This window comes from Marinobacter persicus (genome assembly GCF_900114155.1).
Lineage (GTDB): Bacteria > Pseudomonadota > Gammaproteobacteria > Pseudomonadales > Oleiphilaceae > Marinobacter > Marinobacter persicus.
In genome coordinates this window covers 116,355-131,838 of the sequence record NZ_FOSC01000012.1, presented here as the reverse complement: position 1 = coordinate 131,838, position 15,484 = coordinate 116,355, and the positions used below count along the sequence as shown (strand labels likewise).

The window sequence follows — 15,484 nt, the reverse complement described above, 5'->3', positions numbered from 1 at the left end:
ATCCGCCTGAGGCATACACCAAAGGTCTGGCTGCAGGCGGTTTGCAGCGGTAAAACGTTTGTCATACTATGCGCGCATTATTACAACAACAATGTTTCAGGAAGAAGCCACCCCATGGAAATTACCCAAGCCCTCGAGCAATCGCGCCCGGGCATGATTCGTGATGTCGAAAACGCCATCAGCCAGCGCCAGCTCAACCAGCGGACCCAGCAAACCTACTTGCACTGGATCAGCCGATTTGTGCTGTTTCACGGCCTGAAAGACCCGGATGAACTGGCTCTCGAAGACCAGCAACAGTTTCTCAATTACCTGAAAAACCAGATCAGCCTGTCACGGGCCCGCCTGAATCAGGCCAGCCAGGCACTGTCGTTTTTCTTCGAAGATGTGCTGCACAAGCCCACCATCGGCAATACGGCCGCTGCCTGAGCAAAGCAGCACCATTCCACGCCTCCGGCCATAATCGGTGAACATCCGTCACACCGGTTTCCTGACCTCCCGCCGGAGGTTAGCAGTGGTTACTGAGCCATCATCCGGCCTCGTAGGCTATCCGGTCAATTTCCCACACTTTTGAGGAATCTGGCGTCCTCACCACAACTTCCTCCCCCACCTGTTTTCCAAGGCAGGCTTTCACTACCGGAGCGTGGACGGAAACATAGTCCTTTTTACCGTATATCTCATCGGAACCAACGATCCTGAATATCAGCCGGTCATCATTCTCGTCCACCAGGGTAACCCAGGCACCAAAGAAAGCCTTTCCCTCCTGGGCCGGGCTGTACTCCACCACCCGAAGTTTCGACAGCCGGTTGCGCAGGTATCTCACCCGCCGGTCAATTTCCCGGAGCCTTTTCTTGTTGTACTGATAATCTGCGTTTTCAGAACGGTCGCCCAGGCTCGCTGCCCACTGGACCTTCTTCGTGACTTCCGGTCGTTCCTTTCGCCAGAGATCGTCCAGCTCCTGCTGGAGCTGAGCATATCCTTCCGGTGTAATGACGTTTGTATCCATAAAAAAACCCCGTGAGTAACGGGGTCAAGGCTAGCGCTGTGCTGGAGGGTGAGGCAAGCTAATTGACGACTTGCCCCTGAATCTACAGACTCTATTATCCATACCCGGTATTACATTGCGGTGGCCCGGCAATTACCTTTTTGACAGAACGGAGATGCAAGCAGATGAACAAAAAGCAGCTGCAAAGCCTGGCGTTGCGGGGCATCGATGCCCTGGGCTTCACGCTGGATGACCTGGGCCTAACCAGCCGCTTCAACCGCCACCAGATCGCTGCGACCATCATGCTCTGGCACTGGCGCTGGCAGGGAGAAAAAGACCGTCTGTCGATCCGGGCCCGGCGCTGGCAGCGCTGCGCCGAGCCGGTTTTAAAGAAGTTTCCGGGGATTGGCGGCCGGACATAACCCGACCTACAAACAGACGATCAGTTCTCGTCCTCGTCAGCCGCATCCTGCCGGGTCGCCTTGATACGCTTGCTGACGCCGGTGAACGCCGGCAGTCTCACCACAACCGTAAGCCCGGGCTTTTCCCCGTCCGGATGCGTGTCATTCAACTGCACCTGACCTTGATGAATTTCAGCCACCGCATTAACCAGACTCAGGCCCAGGCCATTGCCCGGCAGTGACCGGCTCTTGCCCACCCGGTAGAAGCGCTGAAAGACCTGGTCTTTCTCGTCATCGGGAATACCGATACCCGAATCCTGTACCTCAAGCACCGCGCTGTCGCCCTCGCGGCGCACCAGCACTTCAATGGCGCCATGCTCCGGGGTGTACTTGATGGCGTTGTCGATCAGGTTACTGACCATCTGGAACAGCAAATCCCGGTCACCCTCGATCATCACACCGGACTCCAGGGACTGGTGAAAACTCTGTTCCTTGTCTTCGGACAGCGCTTCGTACAGCTCACAGGCATCTGCCACCAGCTCATCGAGCGCCACCACTTTCATGTCCGCCGTATTGCCCCGGGTTTCCAGCCGGGCAATACGCAGCAGTGCGTTGAAGGTGGCCAGCAGTTGGTCGGCCTCGGCCACCGCCTGGCCAACGTGGTCACGGGCCTCGTCGTTATCAACGGTGATCAGGGTATTTTCCAGCTGGTTACGCAGGCGGGTCAGCGGTGTCCGTAAGTCGTGGGCGATGTTGTCAGAGACATGGCGGATGCCCTCCATCAGGTACACGATGCGATCGAGCATCTGGTTCAGGTTTTCCGCCAGCTGATCAAAATCATCATCGGTACCCCTGGTGGGAATACGCAGGGACAGATGGCCGTTCATGATCCGCCGGGACGTGTTGTTGATCACCTCGATCCGACGGGTGGTGCTCCGGCTCATCAGAAAACCGCCCAGCAGCGCCAGTGCCAGGGTAATACCCATGCCCCAGTTGATGGCGCCTTCAATCAGGCGTTTCAGGTTGGTGAGATCGTCCACGTCTCGTCCGACCAGCAGACGCAACCCACCCTGTACCTCGAAAATACGGGCACGGGCCAGCCGCTCCGGACCACTCCAGCCAACGGCTTCACCAAGCGTAAAGTTGATCCAGCCGGTTTCCGACGACTGGCTGCCTTCCGGCCAGTTTTCCAGGTTGCCGGCCAGCTTCAGGGAATCGTCGGTGGTGAGCAGATAGAGGGACTTGGCGTTTGGATCACGGGCGACCCGTTCGCGGATGATGGTGATCAGTCCGTTCACCCCGCCACTGCGGTACTGCTCCGCCAGACCGGCGATTTCCGCTTCAATGGTCTCGTCGGTCTGGGCGGTCATGAAACCGGCGGTGCGCCAGTAAATGAATGCCAGCAGAATAAACACCGAGGTGGCGAACACCACCATGTACAGCAGGGCAAGCTGGAATGAGGACGTCCTGAGCTGGCTAAGCAGTTTCACGCAGCATGTATCCCGCGCCCCGGATCGTCTGCAGCAGCGGGGTGTCGAATTCTTTGTCGATCTTCGCCCGCAGACGACTGATGTGTACGTCGATCACGTTGGTCTGGGGATCAAAGTGATAATCCCACACTTTCTCCAGCAGCATGGTGCGGGTGACCACCTGTCCGGCGTTGCGCATCAGGTATTCCAGCAGGCGGAATTCCCGGGGCTGCACATCGATGTTCTTGCCCGCGCGCTTGACGGTGCGGGCCAGAAGATCCATTTCCAGGTCCGCCACTTTCAGGACCGTTTCCGTCTCCGGGGTCTGCTTGTTGCGACGAATCAGCGACTCGATCCGGGCCAGCAGCTCATGGAAGGAGAACGGCTTGGTCAGGTAATCATCACCGCCACCGCGCAGGCCTTCCACGCGGGCATCCACATCGCCCAGGGCACTCAGGATAATGACCGGCGTCTGGTTACCGGTGGCGCGCACGGTCTTGATAATCGACAGGCCGTCCATACCCGGCAGCATGCGGTCCACGATCATGATGTCGTAGTCCTCGCTGGCGGCCATCATCATGCCTTCCTTGCCATCGGCGGCGTGGTCCACCACAAAGTCGGATTCGCGAAGCCCTTTCAACAGGTAGCTTGCCACATCCTGATCATCTTCGATTACCAGTGCTTTCACCGGTGACCCTCCTGATAATGTCGTTTACTGCCAGGAACGTTTGTTACAACGTCCTTTACTGACCACAAGAGTACGGAGATCCTGAAAAACCGGCCAGTTACGATCCTGTAAGAGGCTGTCGTCGTTTACGACGCTTGCCGGGCCGCCTCAAACCAACCCAGGGACCCCTCCGTGATGGTCGATGGCCTGTACTCCGCACTCATCCAGCCATGGTAACCCAGCCGGTCGAGCTCTGCGAAAACCCTGGAGAAATTGATTTCACCAGTACCCGGCTGATGGCGGCCGGGGTTGTCGGCGAACTGGATGTGGCCGATCCACGGCAGCAGCCGCTCGGCGGTACGCAACAGATCGCCCTCCATGATCTGCATATGGTACAGATCGTACTGCAGGCGCACATTGTCGGCGCCCACCTCCTCGATCACCGCAATCACCTTTTCCGAGGTATCCAGCAGAAACCCGGGCATATCCACCCGGGAGTTGATGGCCTCCAGGCACAGCATAATGCCTTCCTCAGCCAGTCGGCCGGCGGCATAACGCACGTTCGCCACCAGCGTCTCCCGGGCGATCAGGCCGTCCAGCCCCTCCGGCTGCAGTCCGGCCAGACAGTTCAGTTGCCGACATCCCAGAGCACGGGCGTAGTCTAGCGCCTGCTCCACCCCGGCCCGGAATTCCGCCTCCCGCCCCGGCAGGCACGCAATGCCCCGCTCACCACCTGCCCAGTCGCCCGGCGGCAGGTTAAACAGCACCTGGGTCAGGCCATTGGCCCGCAGCTGCTCAGCCAGTTGTTCCGCCGGCCAGTCATAGGGAAACAGGTATTCCACCCCGGTAAAACCGGCCTCCCGGGCTTTGGCAAAGCGCTCCAGGAACGGCACTTCCGTGAACAGCATCGACAGATTGGCGGCAAAACGCGGCATGGCTTATTCCTTCTTTCCCTTGGCCGGCAGCGACGAGCCCAGCAGCGTTCCGTTCAAGTGTTCCAGTTCCAGCAACAACCCACTGTGGTCCACCTCACTATGCCCGTTCGCCACCAGCGACTGATAGGCATTGTGGGTCTGCTGGGCCAGAGGCAACGTCAGCCCCTCGGCCCGGGCCTCGTCCAGAATCATCCGCAAATCCTTCAACTGAATCCGTGCCGGTGCCCCCGGGGCAAAATCCCGGTCAATCATCCGCTGGCCATGCAACTCCAGAATCCGGCTACCGGCAAAGCCACCCATCAACGCCTCACGCACCGCCGCCGGGTCCGCGCCGCCCTCGGCCGCGAGCAGCAGCGCCTCCGACACCGCGCCAATGGTAATCCCCACAATCGCCTGATTCGCCAGCTTCGCCAACTGCCCGGCCCCCACCGGCCCAATGCGCGTGCACTTGCCCAACGCCCCGAACACCGGCAACGCCCGCGCCACATCCGCCTCGGCACCGCCAGCCATGATACTCAACCGAGCCTCGGCCGCACCCACGGTGCCCCCCGACACCGGCGCATCCACATACCCGGCCCCACGCTCGGCAGCCAATGCCGCATGCCGCCGCGCCACCGACGGCTGCACCGAACTCATATCCACCACCAACGCCCCGGGCTTCAGCGCATCGATCACCCCCTGGGCCACCAACACATCCTCCACCACGTCACCGTTCTCCAGCATGGTGATCACCACATCTGCGTCCGCCACCGCCTCGGCGGGTGATGCCGCGATGGTGGCTTCATCCGCAAAAGAGTCACACTTGCTGGCGGTGCGGTTCCACAGGGTCATGGGGAAGCCTGCGTCCAGAAGGTTACGGGTCATCGGCGCACCCATCAGGCCGATGCCGAGGAATGCGATATGGGGAAGTTGATTGCTCATTTTTTGGAATCCCACTCAAAAGTACGAAGAAGGGATTGGGATGGGCTTTCCAAAAATTTGCGGAGCCATGGATGGCGGAGCATAAGCGCCACAGGGATGTGCCGCAGGAGCGGTTTTTGGAAAGCCCATCCCAATCCCTTCCTCCCGGAGGTATGAAAAAAGTAACTACAGGGATTATACAAACAAAAACGCCACCAACCGGAACCCGGCGGTGGCGTTTTTCAGTACCAAAGGCTCAACCCGAAATCAGGCAACCTCGGCCATCTGCAACTTGATCTTCTTCATGGCGTTCTTCTCAAGCTGGCGAATCCGCTCAGCCGACACACCATACTTGTCCGCCAGCTCATGCAGCGTCGCCTTGCCCTCGGACAACCAGCGCGCCCGGAGAATATCCTGGCTACGCTCATCCAGCTTCGCCAGAGCCTGCATCAACCGGCCGTTTGAGTCCTCGGACCAGTCCGCGTTCTCCAGCTGCACCGCCGGATCGCTGCGGCGGTCTTCCAGATAATGCGCCGGGGCCTGATAGGCCGTGTCGTCGTCATCATCCTGCGGGCCATCGAACGCCGTGTCCTGAGAGGCCAGCCGGCCTTCCATCTCCCGCACCACCTTCGGCTCGACGCCAAGATCATCGGCCACCGCCTGAAGCTCGTCGTGATTCAGCCACTTCAGCTGCTTCTTCTGGCTGCGCAGATTGAAGAACAGCTTGCGCTGGGCCTTCGTGGTGGCCACCTTCACAATGCGCCAGTTACGCAGAATGAACTCGTGAATTTCGGCCTTGATCCAGTGCACCGCGAACGACACCAGCCGCACGCCATATTCCGGATTGAAACGCTTCACCGCCTTCATCAGGCCGACGTTTCCCTCCTGGATCAAATCCGCCTGAGCCAGGCCGTAACCGGCATAGCTGCGGGCAATATGAACCACAAAACGCAGATGAGAGAGCACCAGCTGACGGGCGGCTTCTACGTCGCCCTGATAATAAAGCCGCTCGCCCAGTTCACGCTCTTCTTCTGCCGAGAGCACCGGAATACGGCTTGCTGCCTGGATGTACGCCTCAAGATTCGCACCCGGGACCAGCCTGTCTGCCAACTGTAAACTCGTACCCATTCATTAACCTCCGAACCTGACAGCCATTAAATATAGCGCTAAAAACTAAGACCACCAAGAGCTTAAAGAGTTCCCGAAACCTTCAGTAAAACGTTCTAAACCAACAACCTGAAAAGATTTCGCTGTTACTGCCCTGTCTTGCAAACTACTTCGGGGGCAGCTGTGTTTTCAATACGGTATTTCCGAAAACCAGGATCACCCACCGGCAATATCGCCCGACTCTATGTCATCCATATGACGCTTTACCGCCAGCCAGGCACCCAACCAGCCTAGCACCATCGCCACAACAATCAACACCAATGCGCCCTCAACACCTGGACCGTTAAGAGAGAACTCGCTGTTATAAAGCCCGGCAAGACGTTCGATCGGCCCGCTGATCCACCAGAATGTCAGCTGGATCAGCAACCAGGCCACCAGCCCGCCACCCAGACCAAACCAGGTGCCGGTGTACAAAAACGGCCGGCGCACGAACGCATCGGTCCCACCCACCAGCTTGGCCACCAGAATCTCGTCCCGGCGGTTTTCAATGGCCAGCCGCACCGTATTGCCGATCACAAGCACCACCGCAGCCGCCAGCAGTACCGCCAACGCCCACGCGCTGCGGGTCAGAATATCGGTGATCGCGTTCAGCCGCTGGAGCCAGCCCAGGTCCACCTGCACCCGCTCAATATCCTCCATGCCTTCCACAAACGTCACCAGCGACGCCACCCCCTCGGCCGAGCGGGCACCCTCCTCCGGGGTGATCAGGAAGGTGTGGGGCAATGGATTGTCCTCCAGAAAACCCAGGACATCCTGAAGGCCGGAAGACTCCCGGAAATCCGCCAGTGCCTGCTCCCGGTTGATCACCACCACTGACGTGACCCGACCATCAGCCTCAATATCGTCAGCCAGTGACTGTGCCTGCTCAACCGGCACGTGCATTTCCAGATAGGCAGTAATCCGTGCGCTGTCCTCCCAGCCGGCACTGACACCCTGCACACTACCCAGCAGCAACAGCAAGGCCACCGGCAGTGCCAGGGCGATACCCATGACCGTCCAGGTCATGGCGGTAGCCACCGGAGTGCGCCACAAACGACGGGCGGCATCCACTGCCACCCGGCGCTGGTAATCCAGATAGCGCCTCACCGGCGAAGCCGAGGGCGAGCGCCCCTGCCGGGCACCGCGACGATTTTCCGGGCTCTGGCGAGAATCAGTGGCCACTGTGACCTCCGGCAATCAGCCGTCCCTGTTCCAGGGTAAGCTGGCGACGATCCATGGCGTTGATGAGGGCAACATCGTGACTGGCGATCAAGACCGTCACACCCACCTGGCTGAACTGGGTGAACAGATGCATGATGTCGGCTGACAAATCCGGGTCAAGGTTACCGGTGGGCTCGTCCGCAAGCAGCACCGGCGGTTTATTGACCACCGCCCGGGCAATGCCCACCCGCTGCTGCTCCCCGCCGGACAACTGCATCGGGTTCATTTTCTCTTTTTTCAGCAAGCCAACCTTGTCCAGGGCGGCACGCACGCGCCGGCCGATATCGGTGGGAGAAACGCCCATCACCTCCAGGGGCATGGCCACGTTATCGAACACCGTGCGATCAAACAGCAACTGGTGATTCTGGAAGACCACGCCGATATGGCGCCGAATGTACGGGATTTGCCGTTTTGGCAACCGGTTCAGATGCTGGCCACCCACCACCACATCACCGGCCGTGGGGCGCTCCATCACCATCAGCAGCTTCAACAGGGTACTTTTGCCAGCACCCGAATGGCCGGTGAGAAAAGCCAGCTCACCCCGTTCCAGCTGGAAGCTGACCTGGCGCAGCGCGGTGTGATCGCTGTCGTAGCGCTTGGTGACCTGGCGAAACTCGATCATGGACGGCTTCCGTTAAACCGGTTTATTCATCAAACAGGGCATCGACAAAGGTTTCGGCGTCAAAGCTGCGCAGATCGTCCACCTGCTCCCCCACCCCGATATAACGGATCGGCAGCTGCAACTGGCGGGCGATGGCGAAGACGATGCCGCCCTTGGCGGTACCATCGAGCTTGGTCAGGGTAATGCCGGAAACGCCTACCGCCTGCTGGAACACCTGTGCCTGGCTCAGAGCGTTCTGGCCGGTGCCGGCATCCAGCACCAGCATCACTTCGTGGGGAGCTGAGTCGTCCAGCTTTTTCATGACCCGGACAACCTTCTCCAGCTCGTTCATCAGATTGTCCTTGTTTTGCAGCCGGCCGGCTGTGTCGGCAATCACGATGTCGGTGCCCCGTGACTGGGCAGACTGAATGGCATCGAAAATCACTGACGCGCTGTCGGCACCGGTGTGCTGGGCCACCACGGGCACATTGTTGCGCTCGCCCCACACCTGCAACTGCTCAACCGCCGCAGCACGGAAGGTGTCACCGGCCGCCAGCATCACTGACTTGCCTTCACTCTGGAATTTTTTGGTGAGCTTGCCGATGGTGGTGGTTTTGCCGACGCCGTTCACGCCCACCATGAGGATCACGTAGGGCTGCTTTTTAGTGTCGATTTCCAGCGGGGTGGTCACACCCGAGAGCAGCCCCTGAAGCTCTTCGCGCAGGGCTTTTTTCAAGGCGTCGCCGTCTTTGAGCTGGTTGCGCTCCAGCTTGTCGGTGAGCGAATCGATGATTTCGGAGGTGGCGGTAACACCCACGTCTGCCATCAGCAGGGTGGTTTCGATTTCCTCCAGCAGGTCTTCATCGATTTTCTTGCCGACCGAGAACAGGTCGGCCATGCCACCGGTCAGGCTGGCACGGGTTTTCCCCAGGCCTTTTTTAATCCGCTCGAACACACTGAGCTGCGTTTCTGGCTCTGGCTCTGGCTCTGGCTCTGGCTCTGGCTCTGGCTCTGGCTCTGGCTCTGGCTCTGGCTCTGGCTCTGGCTCTGGCTCTGGCTCTGGAACAGTTTCAGTCATTTCCGGCTCGGGCTCTGCCACCGGTTGTTCCGGTTCGGCCGCCGCTTCCCGTTCAGCCGGCGCCGGCCCCCTGGCCACCTCCGGTTTTTGCTGGGGCACCGGTTTCGGGCGTGGGACCCGTTTGGCATTGCCGACAATATCGGCCACAAAGGTCAGAACAAGAAGGGCCAAAAGGCCAATGAAGATCCACTCTGCCGTCATAGTCTTACCGTTTGTCTTAGAATGGGCGGGCAAATAAGCCCGGTATTCTAGCAGACTGATCCGTTTGCTGCTGACAATGAAACAGGGACCAACCGCTTAACTTGGCGCCGGACAAATGCTTTCCGGTACTATTACACCGTTTTTTCAAACCAGACACGGACCTCACCATGGCTCGACGCAAACCACCCGGGCGGGCGCCCCACCCGGCAAAATCCCGGTCATCGAACAACAACAGTCCAACCTCTGGCGAGTTGCGTATTATTGGCGGTGACTGGCGCAGCCGGAAGCTGCGCTTTCCGGCGACCGGTGGCGTGCGCCCAAGCCCGGCGCGAACCCGGGAGACCCTGTTCAACTGGCTGGCCATGCACCTGCCCGCTGCCCGCTGCCTGGACCTGTTTGCCGGCTCCGGCGCCCTGGGCCTGGAGGCCCTGTCCCGGGGTGCCGCCCACGCCACCCTGGTGGATCATACCCAGTCCCTGGCCCGGGCGCTGCAGGAAAACCTTCGGCTGCTGGACTGCACCGACGGCCAGGTGCTTTGCCAGGACGTGCACCGGTTTCTGGCAAGCCGGCAGATGGAACCGTTTGACATCATTTTCATGGACCCGCCGTTCCGGCAGGGTTGGCTGGAAACGTTACTGCCACTGATCGAACAACAGCAGTGGCTGAAACCCGGTGGCTGGGTGTATGTCGAACATGAAAGCGAACTGGCGGGCCTGGCCGCGCCACCGGGCTGGCAACTACACCGGCAGAAATCGGCAGGTCAGGTCACCTACAACCTGTTCCGCAGGATTCCGGACGAAGCTGCCGCCCAGTAACCGAGCAAAGACAATCCCGGAGGCCCAGTGCCCGAACTTCCCGAAGTCGAAACCACCCGCCAGGGCATAGCCCCTCACTGCGAAGGCCAGACTGTGACCGGCGTCACCGTGCGCGACTCACGCCTGCGCTGGCCGGTACCGGACACCCTTGCCAGCCAGTTGCAGGGCCAGGTCATCCGCACCGTTGACCGGCGCGCCAAATACCTGCTGCTGAACCTGGATGCCGGCACCGTCATCGTGCATCTGGGCATGTCCGGCAGTATGCGAGTCATCACTGACCAGAGCCCGGCACTGAAACACGATCATGTGGAACTGACCCTGGCCAATGGCCGGTTGCTGCGCTTCAACGATCCCCGTCGCTTTGGCTGCTGGCTGTGGTCCGACAACCCCGCCGACCATCCGCTGCTCAGGGACCTGGGGCCGGAACCGCTCTCAGAGGCATTTAATGGCGCCTGGCTGTACCGATTGTCGCGGGGCAAGCAAACGCCGGTAAAAAACTTCATCATGGACAATCATGTAGTGGTGGGTGTGGGCAACATCTACGCCAACGAGGCGCTGTTCAAAGCCGGCATCCACCCCAAGCGAAAAGCCGGGCGCATCAGCCTGGACCGCTACCACAAGCTGGCGGAAGCCATCCGGGAGACCCTTTCCGCCGCCATTCTTATGGGGGGCACCACTCTCCGGGATTTCGTCAACAGCGATGGCAAGCCCGGCTATTTCGCCCAATCGCTGCTGGTGTACGGTCGCGGCGGACAGGGCTGCCCGGAGTGTGGCAGGGCGTTGATGGAAATTCGCATGAACAACCGCAGCAGTGTGTATTGCCCGGGCTGCCAGCGCTGACGGGTTTTCGCCGGAACCGTGACGCCGGTCAGACGAAAAACCGTTTGAAATTGAGACAATATGATTCATAGTTAATGCAGGACAAGGAGAGACTGAACATGACCCGCAAGATTTCCCACATTCTGATCGCCACCGTTGCTGCCTGCCTGCTGGCCTTTTCCTCCGCCAGCCACGCCCAGGCCGTCGATGAAAGCCCATCGGCCCTGGCGATGACCACCGACGCCCTGTTGCTGCGCCCGGTCCTGCTGGCTACCACCATTGTTGGTAGCGCGGTTTACGTGGTGTCGGTGCCGTTCGCCGCACTTGGCGGCAATGCCAAGGAGGCCGGCCGGGTACTGGTCGGCGAGCCCGCCAAGGCCACGTTCGTGCGCTGCCTTGGTTGCACCCGTTCCGGCCGTAAAGCGCCACCGGTGGAACAGAGTCAGGACTGAACCGGCACTGGCGGGTCCGTATTATCCCGTCTTGCCTGTAGCGACAATCTGAGGCAGCCTGAAGCAAATTCTTTCAGGCTGCTTTTCGTTATGGTTGACTGGTCAACGCTGGATACCGTGTTCCTCGACATGGACGGCACCTTGCTGGATCTGCATTTCGACAACCACTTCTGGCTCGAACATCTGCCCAAACGCTACGCCGAACACCACGACCTGCACCCGCAACAGGCCAAAGACACCCTGATTCCGATGATCATGGCTGAACGGGGCTCGCTCAACTGGTATTGCACTGACTACTGGAGTGATCGGCTATCGCTGGACATTACACGCCTCAAGGCTGAGGTGGGTGACCGGATTGGCTACCGGCCTCACGTTCCCGAATTCCTGCAGTCACTGCGCAAGGGCGGCCTGAAATCGGTCATCGTCACCAACTGCCACCCCGACCCTCTGGCCCTGAAACTCCAGCGCACAGGGCTGGACCGGCACGTGGACGACATTGTTTCCAGCCACGACCTGGACAAACCCAAGGAAGACCGCGAATTCTGGCAGGCCCTGGCGACCCGCACCCGTTACCGGCACGACCGCACCCTGATGGTGGACGACAGCTTTCCGGTGCTTGAAAGCGCCCGGGATGCCGGCATCCGCCAGTGCCTGGCGGTTCTGGCTCCAGACAGCCGGCAACCCGCCCGGGAGCCCCACGCAGAGATCCCGGGCATTCACCATTTCGACGAAATTCTGCCGGCCCTGCGGTGCCTGGCACCGGCAAAGGGCAGCACACGGGTTTAAGGCATTATGGCAAGCACCAGCGACGACACAAAAATCCGCCTGGACAAGTGGCTGTGGGCCGCGCGCTTCTATAAAACCCGGTCCCTGGCAAAAGAGGCCATTGAGGGCGGGAAGGTGCACTACAACGGCCAGCGCAGCAAACCCGGCAAGATCGTCGAGGTTGGTGCCAAAGTCACCTTGCGGCTGGGTTGGCAGGAAAAAATTGTGATCGTGGACGCTCTGAGCGACAAACGCCGGAGCGCCCCGGAAGCCCAGACGCTTTATCACGAAACCGAAGACAGCGTAAAACGCCGCGAAGAGCTGGCCTGGCAACGCAAAACCATGCAGGCCGCCCAACTGCCGCCGGCCCGCCGTCCCACCAAGAAAGCCCGCCGGGATATCCGGCGGTTCCGTGAACAGAATGGCCTTTAGAACAGGAGATACCATGGCATCCCGAGATCAGTTCCAGCGTTTTATCTTCGAAGACAGCCAGGTTCGGGGTGCCTGGGTGCAACTGGGCGAGAGCTACCAGACCATCATTGGCCAGGCGCCCTACCCGGAGTCGGTCCGCCAGTTGCTGGGCGAATCCCTGGCCGCCAGCGTGTTACTCAGCAGCACCCTGAAATTTCACGGCTCCCTATCACTGCAGGCCGCCGGCGAGGGCCCACTGACCACCCTGATGACCGAATGCACCCACAACCGCCACATTCGCGGCATTGCCCGTTTCGAGGAACAGGCCATCAGTGGTGACAAGAACCTGCACGAATTGCTGGGTCAGAGCCGCATGGCCATTACCATCACGCCGGAGCAGGGCCACCGCTACCAGGGCGTTGTGCCCCGCGAGGCCGACACCCTGGCCGGCTGCCTTGAAGAATATTTCGAACGTTCGGAGCAAATCGCCACGCGATTATTCCTGTTCGCCAATGACGAAGGCGCGGCCGGTTTGCTGTTGCAACGCCTGCCGGGCCACACCGAAGAGGATGACGAGCTGTGGAACCGGGTAGAGCACCTGGCGTCCACCGTTCAGGCCGATGAGCTGTTGCAGCTGGACAGTGAAACCCTGCTGCACCGTCTGTTCCACGAAGAAACCGTGCGCCTGTTCGAGCCGGAGCCGGTGGCCTTCCATTGCAGCTGTTCACGGGAACGGACCCTTGCGGCACTGGAATCCGTCGGGCGGGACGAGTGTTACAGCATTCTCGATGAACAGGGCAGCATCACCATGGACTGCCAGTTCTGCCATGCAAACTATCAGTTCGATAGAAATGACATTGATCATCTTTTCACCGGACATACGTTACACTGACTTTTTACTATTCACCCGCGCTTCTGGCATAATAGCGCGCCTGAATCAAGACATCCCGAGGGCGAGGTCGAAGTGAGCAACACTTATACTGATCTGAGTACAGCACAACTGGTCGAGCAGGCTCTGGCACGAAATGAAGGCCAACTGGCTTCCAACGGTTCCCTGGTAGTCACTACCGGCGAACGCACCGGCCGGTCCCCCATGGACCGCTATATCGTTGAAGAACCCAGCACCGTTGACGATATTCACTGGGGCCCGATCAACCGCCCGTTTGACGCCGACAAGTTCGATGCACTCTGGGACCGGGTTGAGGCCTACATTGCTGAACAGGATTCTTTTGTTTCTCACGTCCACGTCGGTTCCGACCCCGAACACTACCTGCCGGTGAAAATGACCACCGAGACCGCCTGGCAGAACCTGTTCGGCCAGAACCTGTTTATCCGCCCGGAAACCTACAACCCCTCTGACAAGCAGGAATGGCAGATTCTCAATGCCGCCAACTTCGAGTGCGTACCCGATCGGGACGGCACCAACTCGAACGGCACGGTGATGATCAACTTTGCCAAGCGCAAGGTTCTGCTGGCTGGTATGCATTACGCCGGCGAAATGAAAAAGGCGATGTTCTCGGTTCAGAACTTCCTGCTGCCGGAAAAAGACGTACTGCCGATGCACTGCTCGGCCAACGTCAGCGAAACCGGCGAGACCTGCCTGTTCTTCGGCCTGTCCGGCACCGGCAAGACCACCCTGTCGGCCGACCCTCACCGTTACCTGATCGGTGATGACGAGCACGGCTGGGGCCCGGGCACCGTGTTCAACATCGAAGGCGGCTGCTACGCCAAGTGCATCGACCTGAGCCGCAAGAATGAGCCGATCATCTGGGACGCCATCCGCTTCGGCGCCATCGTGGAAAACGTGGTGATCGACCCGGACACCCGCGTGCCGGACTACACCGACACCTCACTGACTGAAAACTCCCGTTGCGCTTACCCGCTGGAGCATGTCGAGAAGCGTGTTGAGGAAAACCGCGCCGGCGAGCCGTCGCACATCATCTTCCTGACCTGCGACATGACCGGCGTACTGCCTCCGGTCTCTGTCCTGAGCCGTGAAGCCGCCGCCTACCACTTCCTGAGCGGCTACACCGCGCTGGTCGGCTCCACCGAGATGGGTTCTTCTTCCAAGCTGAAGTCCACCTTCTCCACCTGCTTCGGTGCACCGTTCTTCCCGCGCCCGGCCGGCGTTTATGCCGAACTGCTGATGAAGCGCGTGGACGAGTTCAACAGCAAGGTTTTCCTGGTCAACACCGGCTGGACCGGCGGCCCTTACGGCGAAGGCAAACGTTTCAGCATCCCGACCACCCGCGCCATCATTGCCGCCATTCAGAACGGTGATCTGGACGACGTGGAAACCGAGCACCTGGACGCCCTGAACCTGGACGTACCCAAGCACGTGCCGGGCGTGGACACCGAGCTGCTGAACCCGCGCAACACCTGGACCAGCCCGGAATACTACGACGCCAAGGCGGAAGAGCTGATCAGTCAGTTCGTGGAAAACTTCAAGAAGTTCGACGTGGCCGATGCCATCGTCGAGGCTGGCCCGAAGCTCGACTGAGAACCGGTGCACAGTCAACAAAAAGCGCCCTGCGGCAACGCACGGCGCTTTTTTTGTTTGCATATCCGGCGCTCGGGCGCTAAAACTAGGCTCCGTTGCTGGCCACCAACGTCAGCGACCG

18 protein-coding genes are annotated in these 15,484 nt (G+C 60.0%); 9 read left to right on the top strand and 9 right to left on the bottom strand.

Features of this window, described 5'->3' with window-relative positions; all coding sequences use genetic code 11:
- Window positions 1–114 precede the first annotated feature (114 nt).
- Window positions 115–426: a site-specific integrase gene (locus BMZ63_RS13790; RefSeq protein ID WP_091706381.1), complete on the top strand. Its 312-nt coding sequence runs from the start codon at window positions 115–117 to the stop codon at window positions 424–426.
- A 100-nt stretch (window positions 427–526) separates the two neighbouring features.
- Here BMZ63_RS13790 and greB read toward each other — a convergent pair whose 3' ends face one another.
- Complete coding sequence (gene greB / locus BMZ63_RS13785) at window positions 527–1,003, bottom strand: transcription elongation factor GreB (RefSeq protein WP_091706380.1); 477 nt, start codon at window positions 1,001–1,003, stop codon at window positions 527–529.
- Window positions 1,004–1,167: 164 nt separating this feature from the next.
- On the opposite strand from greB, the gene BMZ63_RS13780 reads away from it, so the two are divergent.
- On the top strand, window positions 1,168–1,404 hold the full coding sequence (locus tag BMZ63_RS13780; RefSeq protein ID WP_091706378.1) for a hypothetical protein: 237 nt from the start codon (window positions 1,168–1,170) through the stop codon (window positions 1,402–1,404).
- A 20-nt stretch (window positions 1,405–1,424) separates the two neighbouring features.
- On the opposite strand, the gene BMZ63_RS13775 is transcribed toward BMZ63_RS13780, so the two are convergent.
- The 8 genes from BMZ63_RS13775 to ftsY form a co-directional block, all read right to left on the bottom strand.
- Window positions 1,425–2,873 (bottom strand): HAMP domain-containing sensor histidine kinase, encoded by a 1,449-nt coding sequence (locus BMZ63_RS13775; protein WP_091706376.1) that lies wholly within the window; start codon window positions 2,871–2,873, stop codon window positions 1,425–1,427.
- On the bottom strand, window positions 2,860–3,540 hold the full coding sequence (locus BMZ63_RS13770; protein WP_091706375.1) for a winged helix-turn-helix domain-containing protein: 681 nt from the start codon (window positions 3,538–3,540) through the stop codon (window positions 2,860–2,862). The genes BMZ63_RS13775 and BMZ63_RS13770 overlap by 14 nt, the downstream gene beginning before the upstream one ends.
- A gap of 125 nt (window positions 3,541–3,665) precedes the next feature.
- On the bottom strand, window positions 3,666–4,454 hold the full coding sequence (gene hyi / locus BMZ63_RS13765) for a hydroxypyruvate isomerase (protein WP_091706373.1): 789 nt from the start codon (window positions 4,452–4,454) through the stop codon (window positions 3,666–3,668).
- A gap of 3 nt (window positions 4,455–4,457) precedes the next feature.
- Window positions 4,458–5,375, bottom strand: coding sequence for an NAD(P)-dependent oxidoreductase (locus BMZ63_RS13760; protein WP_091706372.1), 918 nt, complete (start codon window positions 5,373–5,375; stop codon window positions 4,458–4,460).
- Between the two features lie 246 nt (window positions 5,376–5,621).
- Entirely contained in the window at window positions 5,622–6,482 is an 861-nt protein-coding gene (gene rpoH, locus BMZ63_RS13755; RefSeq protein WP_091706370.1) for an RNA polymerase sigma factor RpoH, read from the bottom strand.
- A 195-nt stretch (window positions 6,483–6,677) separates the two neighbouring features.
- Entirely contained in the window at window positions 6,678–7,682 is a 1,005-nt protein-coding gene (gene ftsX, locus BMZ63_RS13750) for a permease-like cell division protein FtsX (protein WP_091706369.1), read from the bottom strand.
- Entirely contained in the window at window positions 7,672–8,343 is a 672-nt protein-coding gene (gene ftsE / locus BMZ63_RS13745) for a cell division ATP-binding protein FtsE (protein ID WP_091706368.1), read from the bottom strand. Before ftsE ends, ftsX begins: the two co-directional genes overlap by 11 nt.
- A 22-nt stretch (window positions 8,344–8,365) precedes the next feature.
- A complete protein-coding gene (gene ftsY / locus BMZ63_RS13740; RefSeq protein WP_091706367.1) occupies window positions 8,366–9,601 on the bottom strand; it encodes a signal recognition particle-docking protein FtsY in 1,236 nt (411 codons plus the stop codon).
- A gap of 167 nt (window positions 9,602–9,768) precedes the next feature.
- On the opposite strand from ftsY, the gene rsmD reads away from it, so the two are divergent.
- From rsmD to BMZ63_RS13705, 7 genes are all read left to right on the top strand, one after another.
- Window positions 9,769–10,416 (top strand): 16S rRNA (guanine(966)-N(2))-methyltransferase RsmD, encoded by a 648-nt coding sequence (rsmD, locus tag BMZ63_RS13735; protein ID WP_091706365.1) that lies wholly within the window; start codon window positions 9,769–9,771, stop codon window positions 10,414–10,416.
- Between the two features lie 27 nt (window positions 10,417–10,443).
- Entirely contained in the window at window positions 10,444–11,256 is an 813-nt protein-coding gene (gene mutM, locus BMZ63_RS13730) for a bifunctional DNA-formamidopyrimidine glycosylase/DNA-(apurinic or apyrimidinic site) lyase (RefSeq protein ID WP_091706363.1), read from the top strand.
- A gap of 98 nt (window positions 11,257–11,354) precedes the next feature.
- Window positions 11,355–11,687 (top strand): hypothetical protein, encoded by a 333-nt coding sequence (locus BMZ63_RS13725; protein WP_091706361.1) that lies wholly within the window; start codon window positions 11,355–11,357, stop codon window positions 11,685–11,687.
- A 90-nt stretch (window positions 11,688–11,777) separates the two neighbouring features.
- A complete protein-coding gene (gene yrfG, locus BMZ63_RS13720) occupies window positions 11,778–12,473 on the top strand; it encodes a GMP/IMP nucleotidase (protein WP_091706359.1) in 696 nt (231 codons plus the stop codon).
- Window positions 12,474–12,479: 6 nt separating this feature from the next.
- Window positions 12,480–12,884 carry a ribosome-associated heat shock protein Hsp15 gene (gene hslR, locus BMZ63_RS13715; protein WP_177187091.1) on the top strand — a complete coding sequence of 135 codons (405 nt, stop codon included), beginning with the start codon at window positions 12,480–12,482 and terminating at the stop codon, window positions 12,882–12,884.
- 13 nt (window positions 12,885–12,897) lie between these two features.
- Complete coding sequence (gene hslO, locus BMZ63_RS13710) at window positions 12,898–13,755, top strand: Hsp33 family molecular chaperone HslO (RefSeq protein WP_091706355.1); 858 nt, start codon at window positions 12,898–12,900, stop codon at window positions 13,753–13,755.
- A gap of 72 nt (window positions 13,756–13,827) precedes the next feature.
- Window positions 13,828–15,363, top strand: a complete 1,536-nt coding sequence (locus BMZ63_RS13705; RefSeq protein ID WP_091706353.1) for a phosphoenolpyruvate carboxykinase — start codon at window positions 13,828–13,830, stop codon at window positions 15,361–15,363.
- Window positions 15,364–15,484: the final 121 nt, after the last annotated feature.

Excerpts from the sequence above, each read along its gene's own strand:
- ftsE (WP_091706368.1), bottom strand. The coding sequence starts at position 8,343 with ATGATCGAGTTTCGCCAGGTCACCAAGCGCTACGACAGCGATCACACC.
- rpoH (WP_091706370.1), bottom strand. The coding sequence starts at position 6,482 with ATGGGTACGAGTTTACAGTTGGCAGACAGGCTGGTCCCGGGTGCGAAT.
- hslR (WP_177187091.1), top strand. The coding sequence starts at position 12,480 with ATGGCAAGCACCAGCGACGACACAAAAATCCGCCTGGACAAGTGGCTG.
- rsmD (WP_091706365.1), top strand. The coding sequence starts at position 9,769 with ATGGCTCGACGCAAACCACCCGGGCGGGCGCCCCACCCGGCAAAATCC.
- greB (WP_091706380.1), bottom strand. The coding sequence starts at position 1,003 with ATGGATACAAACGTCATTACACCGGAAGGATATGCTCAGCTCCAGCAG.
- ftsY (WP_091706367.1), bottom strand. The coding sequence starts at position 9,601 with ATGACGGCAGAGTGGATCTTCATTGGCCTTTTGGCCCTTCTTGTTCTG.
- hyi (WP_091706373.1), bottom strand. The coding sequence starts at position 4,454 with ATGCCGCGTTTTGCCGCCAATCTGTCGATGCTGTTCACGGAAGTGCCG.
- yrfG (WP_091706359.1), top strand. The coding sequence starts at position 11,778 with ATGGTTGACTGGTCAACGCTGGATACCGTGTTCCTCGACATGGACGGC.
- BMZ63_RS13725 (WP_091706361.1), top strand. The coding sequence starts at position 11,355 with ATGACCCGCAAGATTTCCCACATTCTGATCGCCACCGTTGCTGCCTGC.
- BMZ63_RS13780 (WP_091706378.1), top strand. The coding sequence starts at position 1,168 with ATGAACAAAAAGCAGCTGCAAAGCCTGGCGTTGCGGGGCATCGATGCC.
- BMZ63_RS13790 (WP_091706381.1), top strand. The coding sequence starts at position 115 with ATGGAAATTACCCAAGCCCTCGAGCAATCGCGCCCGGGCATGATTCGT.
- hslO (WP_091706355.1), top strand. The coding sequence starts at position 12,898 with ATGGCATCCCGAGATCAGTTCCAGCGTTTTATCTTCGAAGACAGCCAG.
- BMZ63_RS13760 (WP_091706372.1), bottom strand. The coding sequence starts at position 5,375 with ATGAGCAATCAACTTCCCCATATCGCATTCCTCGGCATCGGCCTGATG.